Annotated in this window: 10 protein-coding genes; 3 read left to right on the forward strand and 7 right to left on the reverse strand. The window is 72.5% G+C overall.

Annotated elements, in window-relative coordinates:
* Positions 1-36: 36 nt before the first annotated feature.
* Positions 37-2,877, reverse strand: coding sequence for a leucine--tRNA ligase (gene leuS / locus ABZU43_RS18305; protein ID WP_355007680.1), 2,841 nt, complete (start codon positions 2,875-2,877; stop codon positions 37-39).
* A 402-nt stretch (positions 2,878-3,279) separates the two neighbouring features.
* Between leuS and ABZU43_RS18310 the strand changes: the two genes are divergently transcribed.
* The 3 genes from ABZU43_RS18310 to ABZU43_RS18320 are packed head-to-tail and all read left to right on the forward strand — an operon-like array spanning position 3,280 to position 8,123.
* Positions 3,280-4,335 carry a MoxR family ATPase gene (locus ABZU43_RS18310; RefSeq protein ID WP_355007681.1) on the forward strand — a complete coding sequence of 352 codons (1,056 nt, stop codon included), beginning with the start codon at positions 3,280-3,282 and terminating at the stop codon, positions 4,333-4,335.
* A gap of 1 nt (position 4,336) precedes the next feature.
* Positions 4,337-5,635, forward strand: coding sequence for a DUF58 domain-containing protein (locus ABZU43_RS18315; protein ID WP_355007682.1), 1,299 nt, complete (start codon positions 4,337-4,339; stop codon positions 5,633-5,635).
* Positions 5,636-5,651: 16 nt separating this feature from the next.
* Positions 5,652-8,123, forward strand: coding sequence for a DUF3488 and transglutaminase-like domain-containing protein (locus ABZU43_RS18320; RefSeq protein ID WP_355007683.1), 2,472 nt, complete (start codon positions 5,652-5,654; stop codon positions 8,121-8,123).
* Positions 8,124-8,829: 706 nt separating this feature from the next.
* Here the strand turns inward: ABZU43_RS18320 and ABZU43_RS18325 are convergent.
* The 6 genes from ABZU43_RS18325 to ABZU43_RS18350 all read right to left on the reverse strand — a co-directional run bounded on the left by ABZU43_RS18325 (position 8,830) and on the right by ABZU43_RS18350 (position 16,320).
* On the reverse strand, positions 8,830-9,228 hold the full coding sequence (locus ABZU43_RS18325; protein ID WP_355007684.1) for a DUF3040 domain-containing protein: 399 nt from the start codon (positions 9,226-9,228) through the stop codon (positions 8,830-8,832).
* Positions 9,229-9,344: 116 nt separating this feature from the next.
* Positions 9,345-10,604, reverse strand: coding sequence for a DNA polymerase IV (locus ABZU43_RS18330; protein ID WP_355007685.1), 1,260 nt, complete (start codon positions 10,602-10,604; stop codon positions 9,345-9,347).
* A 64-nt stretch (positions 10,605-10,668) separates the two neighbouring features.
* A complete protein-coding gene (locus tag ABZU43_RS18335; RefSeq protein WP_355007686.1) occupies positions 10,669-11,841 on the reverse strand; it encodes a nucleotide pyrophosphatase/phosphodiesterase family protein in 1,173 nt (390 codons plus the stop codon).
* Positions 11,838-12,605, reverse strand: coding sequence for a methyltransferase domain-containing protein (locus ABZU43_RS18340; protein WP_124853937.1), 768 nt, complete (start codon positions 12,603-12,605; stop codon positions 11,838-11,840). Before ABZU43_RS18340 ends, ABZU43_RS18335 begins: the two co-directional genes overlap by 4 nt.
* 76 nt (positions 12,606-12,681) lie before the next feature.
* Positions 12,682-12,858 (reverse strand): hypothetical protein, encoded by a 177-nt coding sequence (locus ABZU43_RS18345; protein ID WP_167492956.1) that lies wholly within the window; start codon positions 12,856-12,858, stop codon positions 12,682-12,684.
* Positions 12,859-12,951: 93 nt separating this feature from the next.
* Complete coding sequence (locus ABZU43_RS18350) at positions 12,952-16,320, reverse strand: error-prone DNA polymerase (protein WP_355007802.1); 3,369 nt, start codon at positions 16,318-16,320, stop codon at positions 12,952-12,954.
* Positions 16,321-16,539 lie beyond the last annotated feature (219 nt).

A 16,539-nucleotide genomic window follows, 5' to 3' on the forward strand; every position in this document is an offset into this window, starting at 1 on the left:
CAAGATCGCGGAGGCGGGCGGGGCGTTGCGGTGGGGTCAGGCGACGACCGAGACCATCCGGCCCTTGACCACGATGACCTTGCGCGGCTCCTTGCCGTTCAGGGTCGTCGCCACCGCGTCCAGGGCCGCCGCGCGGACGCTCTCCTCGGAGGCGTCGGCGGGGACCTCGACGCGGCCGCGGACCTTGCCGTTGACCTGCACCGGGTAGGTCACCGTGTCGGCCACCAGCAGCGCCGGGTCGGCGGTCGGGAAGTCCGCGTACGTCAGCGAGGTGTCGTGGCCCAGCTTGCGCCACAGCTCCTCGGCCAGGTGCGGGGCGAACGGCGCCACCATCAGCACCAGCGGCTCGGCCACCTCGCGGGGCGTGGCCGCCAGGCCGGTCAGCCCGTTGGTCAGCTGGATCAGCTTGGCGATCGCTGTGTTGAACCGGATGCCGTCCATGTCACCACGGACCCCGTCGATCACCGTGTGCAGCAGCCGGCGGGTCGCCTCGTCGGCCGGGTCCTCGGTGATCCGCAGCGCGCCGGTCTGCTCGTCGACGACGGCCCGCCACACCCGCTGCAGGAACCGGTACGACCCGACCACCGCCCGGGTCTCCCAGGGGCGGGACACCTCCAGCGGGCCCATCGACATCTCGTACACCCGGAAGGTGTCAGCGCCGTACGCGGCGCACATGTCGTCGGGGGTCACCACGTTCTTCAGCGACTTGCCCATCTTGCCGTACTCGCGGTTGACCGCCAGGTCTTCCAGGTAGTACGCGCCGTCGCGCTCGACCACGTCCTCGGCCTGCACGTAGCTGCCGCGCGAGTCGGTGTACGCGTACGCCTGGATCATGCCCTGGTTGAACAGCTTGCGGAACGGCTCGAACGACGACACGTGCCCCAGGTCGAACAGCACCTTGTGCCAGAACCGCGCGTACAGCAGGTGCAGCACGGCGTGCTCGGCGCCACCCACGTACAGGTCGGTGCCGCCGCAGTCGCCGTCGGCGCGCGGGCCCATCCAGTAGCGCTCGTTCTCGGCGTCCACGAACCGGTCGCTGTTTGTCGGGTCCAGGTAGCGCAGCTCGTACCAGCAGGAACCGGCCCACTGCGGCATCACGTTGGTTTCCCGGGTGTAGCGCTTCGGCCCGTCACCCAGGTCCAGTTCGACTTCGACCCAGTCGCGCCGCCGCGACAGCGGGGTCTCCGGGTTGCTTCCGGCGTCGTCGGCGTCGAACGTCTTCGGGGAGAAGTCGTCCACCTCGGGCAGCTCGACCGGCAGCATCTCCTCCGGCAGGGCGATGGCCGCGCCGGTCTCGTCGTAGACGATCGGGAACGGCTCGCCCCAGTAGCGCTGCCGGGAGAACAGCCAGTCACGCAGCCGGTAGGTGACCGCGCCGGTGCCGTGCCCGTTCGCCTCCAACCAGGCGATGATCGCCGCCTTGGCGTCGGTGACCCCCAGCCCGTTCAGGTCCAGGCCGCGTTCGGGCGCGGCGCTGTTGATCGCCGGACCGTCCCCGGTGTACGCCTTGCCGTCGAAGCCCTCCGCCGGCTGCACGGTACGCACGATGGGCAGCTCGAAGACCTCGGCGAACGCCCAGTCCCGCTCGTCCTGCGCCGGCACCGCCATGATCGCGCCGGTGCCGTAGCCGGCCAGCACGTAGTCCGCGATGAAGATCGGGATCTGCCCGCCGGTGACCGGGTTGGTGGCGTACGCGCCGATGAAGACGCCGGTCTTCTCCTTGGAGTCGGACTGCCGCTCGACGTCGGTCTTGGCGCCGGCGGCCTTGCGGTACGCCTCGACGGCCTCGGAAGGGCTGGCGTGTCCGCCGGTCCAGGCGTCCCTCGTCCCGTCCGGCCAGGTGGTCGGCGCCAGCGTGTCGACCAGCTCGTGCTCCGGTGCCAGCACCATGTAGGTGGCCCCGAAGATGGTGTCCGGCCGGGTGGTGAACACCCGGATCGACTCACCCGCGGTGGCGAAGTCGATGTGCGCCCCGGTGGAGCGACCGATCCAGTTGCGCTGCATCATCTTGATCGGCTCGGGCCAGTCCAGGCTGTCCAGGTCGTCCAGCAGCCGGTCACCGTACGCGGTGATCCGCATCATCCACTGCTTCAGGTTGCGCTTGAAGACCGGGAAGTTGCCCCGGTCGGAGCGGCCGTCCGCGGTGACCTCCTCGTTGGCCAGCACGGTGCCCAGCCCGGGGCACCAGTTCACCGGGGCCTGCGAGACGTACGCCAGGCGGTGGTCGTCGACGACCTGGCGGCGCTCGGCGACGCTCAGCTCGGCCCAGGCGCGGCCGTCCGGGGTGGGCCGGTTACCGCCCTCGAACTCGGCGATCAGCTCGGCGATCGGACGGGCCCGGCCAGCGTCGCGGTCGTACCAGGAGTTGAAGATCTGCAGGAAGATCCACTGGGTCCAGCGGTAGAAGTCGGTGTCGATGGTGGCCACCGAGCGGCGCTCGTCGTGCGCCAGCCCCAGCCGGCGCAGCTGCGTCTTGTACCGCTCGATGTTCGCGACGGTGGTGGTCCGGGGGTGGGTGCCGGTCTGCACCGCGTACTGCTCGGCGGGCAGGCCGAACGCGTCGAAGCCCATCGCGTGCAGCACGTTGCGGCCGGCCATCCGCTGGTAGCGGGCGTAACAGTCGGTGCCGATGTAGCCCAGCGGGTGGCCGACGTGCAGGCCCGCTCCGGAGGGGTACGGGAACATGTCCAGCACGTACAGCTTCTCCGCGCCGGCGCGTGGGTGGTTCGGGTCGGCCAGCGGGCCGGTCGGGTTCGGTGCGTGGAAGGTGCCCTCGCGCGCCCAGGTGTCCTGCCAACGAATCTCGATCTCGTCGGCCAGGGCCGCGGTGTACCGGAACGGGGGGATGTCGCCCGCCGGTGCGGCTGCCTCACTCATCGTCTCTCCTCGCTTCGCTTCGCTTCGTCTCGGCACCACCGGGCCGGGCCGGCGGAGGGCACAAAAAAGCCCCTCGCGCAGGAGGGGCCGCCGTGCTGTCGCTGGGTTCAGCGCATCAGCACGGCCCGGTAAGAAGCAGGAAGACTCCGGCCATGCCCGCAGTGTACCTCTTCCAGGGTGTGCCCTGCCGGCCCCCGGGCGGTGTCGAACCCGTTCCCCCGACCTGGCGAATATCGGTGCGTAACCGACGGACTACCTGCGGGGGTCGGCGATAACGACAAACATGGTTAGCCTGAGAGACTAGTGAGATTCCTGCGGCAAACGAGGCTCGACGTCGCGAACCCAACGGCGGGTCCAGGTGCTCTCTAGAGAGCTGCCGTGACGGCGACGAGGAGGAGGCCCGTGACACAACAGACCTGGGACGAGGTGGGCGGCCTGTTGCCGCACGACGAGTTCCGAGCCGCCAGCGAGGCCATCGTGGCCAACATCGAGCAGGTCATCGAGGGTAAGACCGCCACAGTGCGGCTCGCCCTTGCCGTCCTGCTCGCCGAGGGTCACCTCCTGATCGAAGACGTCCCGGGTGTCGGCAAGACCAAGCTTGCCAAGGCCCTCGCGCGGTCCATCGACTGCACGGTGCGACGGATCCAGTTCACCCCCGACCTCCTGCCCAGCGACGTCACCGGGGTCAGCGTCTACAACCAGGAGACGCACGACTTCGAGTTCCGCCCCGGTGCCGTGTTCGCCAACCTGGTGGTCGGCGACGAGATCAACCGGGCCTCGCCGAAGACCCAGTCGGCGTTGCTGGAGTGCATGGAGGAGCGGCAGGTCACCGTCGACGGGGTGACGTACCAGCTCCAGACCCCGTTCATGGTGATCGCCACCCAGAACCCGATCGAGATGGAGGGGACCTATCCGCTGCCGGAGGCGCAGCGCGACCGGTTCACCGCCCGCATCGCGATGGGTTACCCGGACTCCAACGCCGAGCTGGCCATGCTCGACGGGCACGGCGGCACCGACCCGCTGCACGAGCTGCGCGCGGTCTCCGACGCGGCCATCGTCCGGCAGCTGATCGCCACCGTCCGGCAGGTGCACGTGGCGGACGCGGTCAAGCAGTACGCGATCGACCTGGTCACCGCCACCCGCGAGGCCCCCGACCTCCGGCTCGGCGCGTCCCCCCGGGCGACCCTGCAACTGTTGCGCACCGCCCGGGCGGTCGCCGCCCTGGAGGGCCGCGACTACGTTCTCCCCGACGATCTGCAGGCCCTGGCGGTGCCGGTGCTGGCCCACCGGATCATCCCGACCGCCGACGCGCAGCTCGCCCGGCGCACCACCGACGCGATCGTCTCCGAGCTGGTGCACCGCCTGCCGCTGCCACACGACAGGCAGCGCAATCCGTACGACACCCGGCCCCCCGCCACCGGCAACGGTCGCGCACCCTACGAGCCGCGGAGGCCATGACGTGCGTGCCGGGCTACGCGGGCTGACCACCCGCGGGCGGTCCTTCCTTGCCGCTGCGGTCGCGGCGGCGATCTCAGCGGGCATCCTCGGCGAGAAGGACCTGCTCCGGGTGGCAGTGCTGTTGGCCATCCTGCCGTTGCTGGCCGCCGCCTACGTCGGGCGGAGCCGCTACAAGCTGGCCTGCAACCGTTCGCTGGACCCGCACCGGGTTCCGGTCGGTGCCAACTCCCGGGTGGTGCTGCGCCTACAGAACCTCTCCCGGCTGCCGACCGGCACCCTGCTCCTGGAGGACCGGCTGCCCTACGCGCTGGGCAGCCGGCCCCGGGTGGTGTTGGAGCGGCTCGGCGCACACCAGGCCAGCTCGGTGGCGTACACGGTGCGGGCCGACGTGCGGGGCCGCTACGACGTGGGCCCGCTGGTCGTCCGGATGACCGACCCGTTCGGCCTCTGTGAACTCACCCGCTCCTTCCCCAGCACCGACCACCTGACGGTCATCCCGCAGGTCACCCCGCTGCCGTCGGTCCGGCTCCCCGGGGAGTACGCGGGCAGCGGCGACAGCCGGGCCCGCTCGGTGGCGGTGCACGGCGAGGACGACGCGGCGACCCGGGAGTACCGGCGCGGCGACGACCTGCGCCGGGTGCACTGGAAGTCCACCGCCCGCACCGGTGAGCTCATGGTGCGCCGCGAGGAGCAACCGTGGGAGAGCCGGGCCACCGTCGTCCTGGACACCCGGGCGTACGGCCACCGGGGCGAGGGGCCGACCGCCAGCTTCGAGTGGTCGGTCTCGGCCGCCGCGAGCATCGCCGTCCACCTGCGGCAGGCCGGTTACAAGTTGCGCCTGGTCACCGGCTCGGGGGCCGATGTGGACGCCTCGGAGGCCGGCGGGGACGGCACGCTGCTCGATCACCTCGCGGAGGTCCGACTGGACCAGCGTGCCGAGGTCACCGGCCTCGTGCAGCGGGTCCGCCAACGCGCCGACGGCGGCCTGATCATCGGCCTGTTCGGCACGGTGAGCGTCGCCGAGGCGGAGGTGCTGGCCGGGCTGCGGGGCAACGGCGCCACCTGTGTCGGCTTCCTCCTGAACAGCTCCACCTGGCTCAGCCTGCCGGAGAAGGCGCGCAGCGAGGCGGAGCACGCCCACGCCGCCGCCGTCCTCGCCATGTTGCAGAGTGGCTGGCGGGTGGTCGGCGTCGACCACGGCGGCCGGCTGCCGGCGCTGTGGCCGCAGGTCGGCCGGGGCGCCCAGGGGTTCGCCCTGCGGGCCGCGCTGGCCGAGACGGTCGCCGGCGGTGTGCGATGAACGGAAGGCTCCCCTCATGATCAGCAGTCGGAACATCGGCATGGTGGCGGCCGCTGCCACGCTGCTGGCCGCCGCGCCGCTGTCGGCCATCTTCCAGGGCTGGACGTGGTTGATCGAGTCCATCATCGCGGTCGCCGTGGTGGCCGGGGTGGCCGCGCTGACCCGCCTCGCCCGGGCACCTCTGTGGGCTCAGGTGCTGGGCATGCTGGCCGGGCTGATGCTCGCCCTGACCTGGTTGTTCCCCAGCGGCCAGGAGCTGTTCGCGATCCTGCCCACGCCGGGCACGTTGGCGTACTTCGGCGACCTGCTCGCCGGCTCCATGCAGGACATGCGCTCGTACGGGGTCGAGGTCCCGGACACCGACCCGTTGCTGTTCATCGCCGTGCTCGGCGTCGGCGGGGTCGCCGTGCTGGTGGACGTGCTGGCCGTGGGGCTGCGCCGGCCCGCGCTGGCGGGGCTGCCGATGCTCGCCATCTACTCGGTGCCGGTCGCCGTCTACGTGGACAGCGTCCCCGCCGTGCCGTTCGTGGTGGGCGCCGCCGGTTACCTCTGGCTGCTGGTCACCGACAACGTCGACCGGGTGCGCCGCTTCGGGCGGCGGTTCACCGGCGATGGCCGCGACGTCGACGTGTGGGAGGCCTCTCCGCTGGCATCCGCCGGCCGCCGGCTCGCGGCGGTCGGGGTGGCCCTGGCGGTGGTGCTGCCGCTGGCGGTGCCCGGCATGACCGGCGGGCTGCTCGACTCCCTCAGCCGAGGGCCGGGCAACGGCACCGGCAACGGGTCCGGCTCGGGCGGCACGTCGGGTCGGATCGACCTGTTCGCCTCGCTCGCCGGCCAGCTCAACCAGTCCCAGGTAGCCGACCTGGTGAAGGTCAAGACGTCCGAGCAGAACCCGTTCTACCTGCGCTACGCGGTCGCCGACGAGCTACGACCCGCTGGTTTCCAGGCGCGCAACCCCAGCGGCCGGTCGGTGAACCGGGATCTGCCGAACCCGGCCGACCGGGCCGGTCCCGGCGTGAAGCAGACCACCTACCAGGCGACCGTCGAGGTCACCAAGAGCCTGAGCATGGCGCTGATGCCGGTGTACGCCGAACCGACCCGCGCCGACGACCTCAGCGACAACTGGCTCTACGACGCCAACCAGCAGGTCGTCTTCTCCAACCGGGAGAACTCCCGCGGTCGGAAGTACTCCTTCGACTACGTCCGCTCGACCTTCACGCCCGAGGCGTTGCGGGCCGCGCGATCACTGCCGACCGAGCACCCCGTACGCCGACAGATGACCGCCACCCCCGGGCCGGTGCCCGAGGTGGAGGAGCTGGTCAAGGGGCTGATCCAGGGCAAGCGCACGGACTACGACCGGGTGCTGTCGATCTACCAGCACTTCTCGGCGGACAATGGTTTCAGCTACCGGTTGAGCACCGAGAGCGGCAGCAGCGGTCAGGACATCGTCAACTTCCTGACCAACAAGGTGGGCTACTGCCAGCAGTACGCCGCCGCGATGGCCTGGCTGGTCCGCTCGGCCGGCATTCCGGCCCGGGTGGCGTTCGGGTTCACCAACGGCAGCAAGCGCGACGGTGACACCTTCACGCTGACGAACCTCAACCTGCACGCCTGGACCGAGGTCTACTTCGACGGGGCTGGTTGGGTGCCGTTCGACGCCACCCCGGCGTACGGGGTGCCCGGCTCCACCCGGTCGGCCTGGGCACCGGACACTGACGCGCCGGAGGCGACCAGCCCGAGCTCCGGCGCCACGAGCGCCCCGACGGACCCGGGCACCTCGACGGAGCCGACCGGCCCGGACAACTCCGACCGGGACACCGACGACGGGCTCTCTCTCGGCGGGACGACGCCGAACGAGCAGCCACCGGTCTGGCCCTGGTGGGCAGCGGGGCTGGTGGCCCTACTGGTGCTGCTCGCGGTGCCCGCGCTGCGCCGGATGGCCCTGCGCCGCCGACGCAGTGGCCGCGCGGCGAGCGGGGCGATGGCCTCCGCCAGGGTCGACGGCGACAGCGAGCCGGGGGCACGTCCGGTGGTGGTCAGCGCGGACGCCACCCGGGCCCGCGCGGACGCGCACGCCGCCTGGGCGGAGCTGCTCGACACGCTTGTGGACTTCCGGGTCCCGGTCGATCCGACCGAGACGCCCAGGGCGACCGCGGACCGGCTGGTCCGGGACTCCCTCGACGATGACGACGCGATCGGGTCGGCGCGGCTGCTCGGCCGGGCGGAGGAGCGGGCCCGCTACGCGCGGGACCCACTGACCGGTGAGCCGTTGCTGCCGGCGCTGCGCGCGGTCCGTGCGGCGCTCGCGACACGGGCGGACCGACGGACCCGCCTGCGCGCCGCCGTGCTGCCGCCCTCGGTGCTGCTGCGCTGGCGCACCACGATGGCCGACAGTTCCAGCCGGATGGTGGCGCTCACCGGGCAGGCCCGGTACCGACTGCTGCGGTGGAACCCTCGACGGCTGCTGGCCGGCCGGGCAGCTCGCTGACCGACCGGTTCCCTGGCAGGGGACGGCGGCCCACCCGCCGCCGTCCCAGCCCCGGCCCGGCATCCCTGCGACCGGCTCACCGTCTTCAAGATCAGGTAAAGAGAAACAAGATAACGCCATTGCGTTAGGCGGAGCGACTGCTCGTCACCGGCGCCACCTCGCCGATCATGCACTTGTGGTGGGCAACAAAACGCCCGCAAACCGCCAAGCCGGGCACCACAACTCCATGATCGCCCCCGCCGCGCCGCGCGCCCCGCCTGCTCCGCGATCTTGCACTTCCTGTCCCGACACAAGCCGCATCCCACCCATGTCGACAACCGAAACCGCAAGATCGGCGCGATCTCCTCGCTCCACCTACGGTGATCGACCAGGAGCCCCCTCTCCAGCACGGGTTGACCTGCCGGCCACAGCGCCAACGCAACGATGTTGAGAAGCAAGATCAGGTGATGAGAAGTAGGCACGGAACGTCCCGGCGACCTACTTTTCATCACCTGATCATGCGATGGCTGCCGGCGCGCGGCGCGGCCAGCACGGCGGCGCGGCCCGGACGGCGCGGCGCAAGCCGGGGGGCCGGCGAGGCTGGCCCAGCCGCAGGCCGGCGAGACTGGCAGCAGTAGAGGGCGTGCGGATACGACGGAGGTCGCCGGGGGCTGTGCCCGGCGACCGCTCGTCGCGGCGTACGGTCCGCCTCAGCGGCGGGACCGGCTCAGCGGTGCCCCTCCGGGCGCTGCCGCCACCTGTCCTCCATGCGGTCCAGGATCGACGACCGGCGACCGGATCGGCCACCGCGGGAACGACGACGACTCGTCGTGCCGCCCACCACGTGCAGGTCGGGTGACTGCCCCCGCCGGTGCGACTGCACCGCGAACGCGGCCGACGCCAGCATGACGACGAAGCCCGCCACCGCCAGTGGTGGAGTCTTGATCACCGCGCCATAGACCAGTAGAGCCAAGCCAGCGATGATGACGCCGGCGGCGACGAGCAGGCGACGCCGCGCATGGAAGCGCGGATCGCTGGCGCGCACGGCCGAGGCGAATTTGGGGTCCTCGGCAAGCGACCGCTCGATCTGCTCGAACAGCCGCTGCTCGTGCTCCGAGAGCGGCACGGCACTCCTCCCCGGTCACGTTGGTCGGGCCCAGTCGGGCCGTCAGACCGTGGCAGCCAACCGGCTGCTTACCCGCAAGTCTACGAGGGGGGTCGCGCGTCGGAAAGCGGGACGACCTATGGGCGGGGTGGATTTTCGTTTCGACGGGGATCACGGTCGCCCATCAGACTGGCCGGACCTATGACGGACCGCCCGAAACGGGCAGCGGCGGCGTCCGCGGCAGCTTCCGCTTCGCGCCAGCCGCGCTCGGGCGCGCCGAGGGTGAGTTGCCGGGGGGCGCCCTGCGCCGGGGCGAGCCCTTCCACCCGGACACCGACGAGTCGGATTCGCTCGCCCGGGTCCAATGCGGTGTAGAGCGCCCAGACCGTGTCGAACATCTCGCGGGCGGTGTCGGTGGGGACGTCGAGGGTGCGAGACCGGCTGACGGTGCGGAAGTCGGCCAGCCGGACCTTGAGTGAGACGGTGCGCCCGACCTGCCCGGAACCGCGCAAACGGACCCCGACCTTCGCGCTGAGCGCCAGCAACGCGCGGCGGATCTCCAACGGGTCGGCCACGTCGACGTCGAAGGTCACCTCGGCGCCGATCGACTTGTCGACGTGCTCGGGGCTGACCCCGCGCGGGTCGCGCCCCCAGGCCAACTCGTGCAGGTGCGACGCCGAGGCGGCGCCGACGGCTCGGCGGAGCATGCCCACCGGCGCCTCGGCGAGGTCGCCGACCGTGGTCAGGCCGAGCCGGCGGAGCGCCTCGGCGGCGCGCTCCCCCACCCCCCACAGGGCGTCCACCGGCAGCGGGTGCAGAAAATCGAGCACCTGCCCCGGAGGCACGACCAGCATGCCGTCCGGCTTGGCCCGGGTGGAACCCAGCTTGGCCACGAACTTGGTCGGCGCCACCCCGACCGAGCAGGTCAGCGCCTGCTCGTCGGAGACCCGGCGGCGGATCAGCCGAGCGATGGTGGCCGGGGAGCCGAAGAGCCGACGGGCACCTGTCACGTCGAGGAACGCCTCGTCGAGGGAGAGCGGCTCGACCAGGGGCGTGACGTCCCGGAAGATCTGCATGACGGCCCGGGAGGCGGCCGTGTAGGCGGAAAAATCCGGTGGCAGGTAGACCGCGTGGGGGCAGCGGGCCCGGGCCTGACTGGTCGGCATCGCGCTGCGGACGCCGTACCGGCGGGCCTCGTAGCTGGCCGAGCTGACCACCCCGCGCGGGCCGACACCGCCGACGACCACCGGCCGGCCGCGCAGCTCTGGGCGACGGCGCACCTCGACGGCGGCGAAGAAAGCGTCCATGTCGACGTGCAGGATCGGGCTGGCGGAGTCGTCGGCGTCCGGCCCGAAGCGCGGATCGTCGCCCCGGGGCAACGACTGGCTGCGGCCCATCCCGGCAGGTTAACCCGGAGGTACGACACCACCATCGGCCAGCGGGCCGAACCGCCGCCCGGGGTCAGCCCCGGACGACCAGCAGCGGCACTGTCAGCTCCGCGGCGGTGTCCGACCCGTGGTAGGCCACCAACTTCGACGCCATCGGCCGCTCGGTGCGACTGGCCATGACCGCGTACGTGTCGTTGCAGATCACCACCACGTCGCCGATCCGACCCAGGTGCTCCTCGGCCACCGGCCCGAACCAGCCGGTGGCCACCATCTCGTCGCGGGTGCGTACCCGGGCCGTGGCGCCCAGCACCTCCGACCAGGCGGCCCGCACGTCGTCCACCGCGCCCGGCTCGACGTGCAGGTAGCGGACCCGGGCCTCGCCGGCCACCAGCCGCACGCCAGCGCGCAGTCGCGGATCGGTGTCCAGGTCGAAGCGGTGCGCGGCAGGGATGTCGAGCTGCCCGTGGTCGGCGGTCACCAGCAGCGCCGCGTCCGGCGGCAGCCCGTCGACCAGTCGGGCGACCAGGGCGTCCACCTCGGTCGCGGCGACCCGCCAGGGTGCCGAGTCGACGCCGCTGACGTGGCCGTGCCGGTCCAGGTCGGCGTGGTAGCCGGAGACCAGTGTGGGCCCGGCCCCGGCGGCCAGCGCGGCCAGCATGGCGGTGGCCACCGCGTCCCCGCCGGCGGCGCCCCGGAAGTCGCCACCCCGGTTGGCGGCCACTGTCAACCCGCTGCCGCCGAACTCCGGCCGGCTCACCACGCTCGTCGTGACCCCGGCGGCGCGGGCCCGCTCCAACTGGGTGGGCACCGGCTGCCAGCACAGCGGCGACGGATCGGCGGCCCAGTCGGTGTGGGTCAGCACCCGATCGGTGCCGGGCACCCGCACGGTGAAGCCGAGCACGCCGTGCGCGCCCGGCGCGACACCGGTGCCCAGCGACACCAGGCTGGTCGGGGTGGTGGACGGGAAACCGGCGATGAGCGGCCGGGCCACCGTCGCGGCGAGCCCGGCGACAGTCGGCGCGTACGGCGCCGCGGTCGGCAGTTGGTACCAGCCGAGCCCGTCGACGAGCAGCACCGCGATCCGGCGTACCCCGGCCAGCGCGGGCCGGAGCCCGAGCGGGTCGGTCGAGCCGGGCACCCCGAGCACGGCCAGCGCGCTGGGCAGCACGTCGGCGAGGCGGCCGCCGCCGTGGCCCGGCCCGAGGATCTCCAGCGGCGCCGGCTGGCCACCGGCCTCGGCGATCATGCCGGCCGGCGGGCGAACAGGTGCAGTTGGGCGGCCAGGTCCCGGTACGGCGGTTGGGCGGCCAGCGCACGCTCCAGCTCGACCACGGCCGCCGACTGCCCGTCGGCGACGGCGGCCGGCAGCAGGTCGGCCAGCACGCGTACCCCGTGGATCTCCTCGACCACCAGCCCGGCGGCGCCGAGCAGCGCGGCGGCGCCGGGGGCGTCGTAGCGTCGGCGCAGCGTGTCGCGCGGGCCCGCGGTGCCGGCCGGATCGGCGGCCAGTGTGGTCGCGACGTCCAGGTGCCCGTTCATCGCGCGGCCCAGCACGGCGGCGGCCCGGCCGGCCACCAGCACACTGGCCGCGCCACCCGGGCGCAGCGCGGTGGCCAGCGCGGTCACCACCGGCGTCGGGTCGTCGACCACCTCCAGGACGGCGTGGCAGAGCACCAGGTCGACGCCGGCCGGCTCGACCAGCCCGGCGAGGGCGTCACCGTCGCCCTGCACGGCGGCGATCCGGTCGGCCACCCCGGCCTCGGCGGCGCGGCGGGTGAGCGCGGCGAGCGCGTCGGGGCTGGCGTCGACGACGGTGACCCGGTGCCCGGCGCGAGCCAGCGGAACGGCGAAACCACCGGTGCCGCCGCCCACGTCCAGCACTGTGAGCTCGGCGTCGCCGCGCCGGTCCAACTCGGCACGGAGCACCGACCAGATCACGGCGGTGCGGGGTGTCAGCGGCGGCTCGGCGAACCGGCCTCGGGTCTGCTCCACCCGGCCGAGCCTAGTCACTCGGCCCGGTGGTGGTGTGGGCGTGTGGCGGGGGGCGCCCACCACACGCCCGATCGGTGCGTGGCGCGGCGGCCGGTCAGGCCTCGGTGCCCTCGGCCTCGTCCTCCGCCCGGGACCGGCGCTCGTTGGCCACCGGACCGTTCGTCACCTCGTACTCGCGGGGGTCGGCGAGGTGCGACGGCACCCAGCCGGTGCCCAGTCGGGTCCGCCGGGCGTTGGCGATTCCACCGGTGTACGCGTGATTTCCCGTCACTGTCGTTCCCCCTCACGGATCACGGGCCGCTCTGCCCGCTCGGGACGAGTCTCCCGCTCGACGGCCCGGGAAACCGTAATGTGGATCACTGAATCAGCGGAAGTCACGGGAGGCCGGACGCACCGGTGGCTCGATGGCGTCCAGTCGGTCGGCGACCAGGTTGGTCACCCCCTCGTGCCGCTGCAACCGCCCCCGGACCACCAGCGCGGCGCTGGTCCGCGCCACCCGCCGGTAGCGCTGCCACAGCCCCGGCGAACAGGTGACGTTGAGCATCCCCGTCTCGTCCTCCAGGTTGAGGAAGGTGACCCCGCCCGCGGTCGCCGGACGTTGCCGGTGGGTGACGATGCCGCCGACCCGGATCCGTTGCCCCGGCTCCACCCGGCCGAGCCGGGCGATCGGCACCGCGCCGAGCACGTCGAGCTGACCCCTGATGAAACGGGCGGGGTGGCTCTCCGGCGACAACCCGGTGGCCCACACGTCGGCGACCAGCCGGTCCACCGCCTCCATCCCGGGCAGCGTGGGCGCCGCCGCGCCGGTCACCGTGCCGGGCAACCGGCCCGGTCGGTCCTGGGCCGCCGCACCGGCGGCCCACAGCGCCTGCCGCCGGGTCAGCCCGAAACAGGCGAAGGCGTCCGCGGTGGCCAACGCCTCCAACTGCGCGGCGGTGAGACCGAGCCGCCGGGCCACATCCGGCATGTCCCGGTACGGCCCGTCGGCGACCCGTTCGGCCTCGATTCGCTCGGCCACGTCGGCACCGAGGGTGCGCACACTGGACAGGCCGAGCCGGACGGCGGGGCCGCCCAGCCCCCAGGAGTGCGGCGGCTCCCCCGGCCCGCTGCCCCACCGGGTCTCCGGGGTGGACTCCAGCACCGCGAGTGCCCCGCTGGCGTTGATGTCCGGACGACGGACCTCCACCCCGTGCCGGCGGGCGTCGTCGACCAGGGTCTGCGGCGAGTAGAAACCCATCGGCTGGGCGTTGAGCAGCGCGGCCAGGAACGGCGCGGGGTGGTAACGCTTGAGCCAGGAGCTGGCGTAGACCAGGTAGGCGAAGCTCATCGCGTGGCTCTCCGGGAAGCCGTAGCTGGCGAACGCGGTGAGTTTGCGGTAGACGTCGTCGGCCAGCTCACCGGTGATGCCCCGCTCAGCCATCCCGGCGTAGAGCCGGTCGGCGATCCGGGTCATCCGCTCGACCGACCGTTTGGCGCCCATCGCCCGGCGCAACTGGTCGGCCTCGGCCGCGTCGAAGCCGGCCAGGTCGATGGCGAGCTGCATCAGCTGCTCCTGGAACAACGGCACACCCAGGGTCTTCTCCAGGGCGTTGCGCATCAGCGGGTGCGCGAAGGTCACCGGTTCCTGGCCGTTCTTGCGGCGGATGAACGGGTGCACCGAACCGCCCTGGATAGGGCCGGGACGGATCAGCGCCACCTCGACCACCAGGTCGTAGAACTCGCGGGGCTTGAGTCGGGGCAGGGTGGCCATCTGGGCCCGGCTCTCCACCTGGAACACCCCGACCGAGTCGGCCCGGCAGAGCATGTCGTAGACCTCCGGGTCGTCCAGGGTCATGTCGCCCAGGTCGAGGCTCTCGCCGATCATGTCGTAGCCGTAGTGCAGGGCGGAGAGCATGCCCAGGCCGAGCAGGTCGAACTTGACCAGGCCCACCGCGGCGCAGTCGTCCTTGTCCCATTGCAGGACGCTGCGCCCGGGCATCCGCCCCCACTCCACCGGGCAGACCTCGATCACCGGCCGGTCGCAGATCACCATGCCGCCGGAGTGGATCCCCAGGTGCCGCGGGAACGTCTGCAACTCGTTGGCGTACTCCACCACCTGCTCGGGGATGTTCTCGACATCGACAGTGGCGACCGAACCCCACCTGTCGATCTGCTTGCTCCAGGCGTCCTGCTGCCCCGGGGAGTAGCCGAACGCCTTGGCCACGTCCCGCACGGCCGACCGGGGCCGGTAGGAGATGACGTTGGCGACCTGGGCGGCGTGCTCCCGGCCGTAACGGGTGTAGACGTGCTGGATCACCTCCTCCCGGCGGTCGGACTCGATGTCCACGTCGATGTCGGGTGGGCCGTCCCGTTCCGGGGCGAGGAACCGCTCGAAGAGCAGTTGGTGCCGGACCGCGTCCACATTGGTGATCCGCAACGCGTAGCAGACCGCCGAGTTGGCCGCCGAACCCCGACCCTGGCAGTAGATGTCCTGGTCACGGCAGAACGTGACGATGTCGTAGACCACCAGGAAATAGCCGGGGAAACCCAGCTCCTCGATCATGTTCAGTTCGTGCTCGAGTTGCGCGTACGCCGTCGGGTGCGCCTGCGGCGGCCCGTAGCGCTCGTGCGCCCCGTCAGCTGTCAGCTTCCGCAGCCAACTCATCTCGGTGTGCCCCGGCGGCACCGGGTACGCCGGCAGCTGCGGCGCGACGAGCTGGAGGTCGAAGGCCAACTCGGCGCCGAACTCGGCGGCCCGCGCCACCGCACCCGGGTACGCGGCGAACCGGGCCGCCATCTCCGCGCCGCTGCGCAGGTGGGCGGTGGCCGCCGCGGGCAACCAGCCATCGATCTCGTCCAGGCTGCGTCGGGCCCGGACCGCGGCGACGGTGGTGGCCAGCCGACGCCGGCCGGGGCTGGCGTAGTGCACGTTGTTGCTGGCCACCGTCGGTAACCCGGCCGCGGCGGCCAGCTCGGCGAGCGCGTCGTTACGGTCGGCGTCGACGGGATGACCGTGGTCGGTCAGCTCCACGGCCACCGTCTCCGCGCCGAAGAGCGCGGTCAGCCGGTCCAACTCGCGGGCCGCCGCGTCCACCCCCTCGGTGAGCAGCGCCCCCGGCACGTGCCCCTTGCGGCAGCCGGTCAGCACCAGCACATGGTCACGCAGCTCGGCGGCGACCTCCTCCAGGTCCCCGTAATCCGGGCGGCCCTTCTCCCCGCCGCGCAGCTGGGCGCGGGCGATGGTGGTGGCCAGCCGGGCGTACCCCTCGTGGCCGTGCGCGAGCACCAGCAGGTGCGCGCCGTGCGGGTCGGGCTCGCCGTTCTGCGGGCCGGGCAGGCCGAGGGACAGCTCCGCGCCGAAGATGGTCGGCAGGCCCAGCGTACGAGCCGCCTCGGCGAAGCGGACCACCCCGTAGAAGCCGTCGTGGTCGGTGACGGCGAGCGCGGTGAGCCCCAGCCGGGCCGCCTCCTCGGCCAGCTCCTCCGGGTGGCTGGCGCCGTCGAGGAAGCTGAAGTTGGTGTGCGCGTGCAGCTCCGCGTAGGGCACCACGCCGTCGGGGCGGGTCAGCTCCGGTGGCTGGTACTGCTCGCGGCGGCGGCTCCAGGCCGGGGAGTCGCCGCCATCGGCATCCACGGCGAGCGGGTCCACCACGTGCAGGTGCCGCTCGCCCCGGCTCCCCCGCTTGTCTCCGGCCCGCCCGGAGAGCACCCGCTCCAGCTCCGACCAGGGCATCTTCGGGTTGTGGAAGCTCATCCGGCCGCTCCGGCCGCGTTGCTCGGCCCGGTACTGCTCGGCCGAGGGATGCTGGGCGACCGGGTCGACGACGAACACGACGGCGGTCGCCCCGCCGGCGGCGAGAGGTGCGATGAGCGTGATGACTCACAGGCATCTTGATGTCTGTGAGTCATCACGCTCATCAGGACATCTGCTCCCCGGCCAGCGCGGAGCCAGCCGACGCCGGGCAGGGATCGA

Source organism: Micromonospora sp. NPDC005205, assembly GCF_040608275.1.
GTDB lineage: Bacteria > Actinomycetota > Actinomycetes > Mycobacteriales > Micromonosporaceae > Micromonospora.

Coding starts and splice junctions, on each gene's coding strand:
- leuS (WP_355007680.1), bottom strand. CDS start 2,877: ATGAGTGAGGCAGCCGCACCGGCGGGCGACATCCCCCCGTTCCGGTAC.
- ABZU43_RS18320 (WP_355007683.1), top strand. CDS start 5,652: ATGATCAGCAGTCGGAACATCGGCATGGTGGCGGCCGCTGCCACGCTG.
- ABZU43_RS18330 (WP_355007685.1), bottom strand. CDS start 10,604: ATGGGCCGCAGCCAGTCGTTGCCCCGGGGCGACGATCCGCGCTTCGGG.
- ABZU43_RS18335 (WP_355007686.1), bottom strand. CDS start 11,841: ATGATCGCCGAGGCCGGTGGCCAGCCGGCGCCGCTGGAGATCCTCGGG.
- ABZU43_RS18350 (WP_355007802.1), bottom strand. CDS start 16,320: ATGAGCTTCCACAACCCGAAGATGCCCTGGTCGGAGCTGGAGCGGGTG.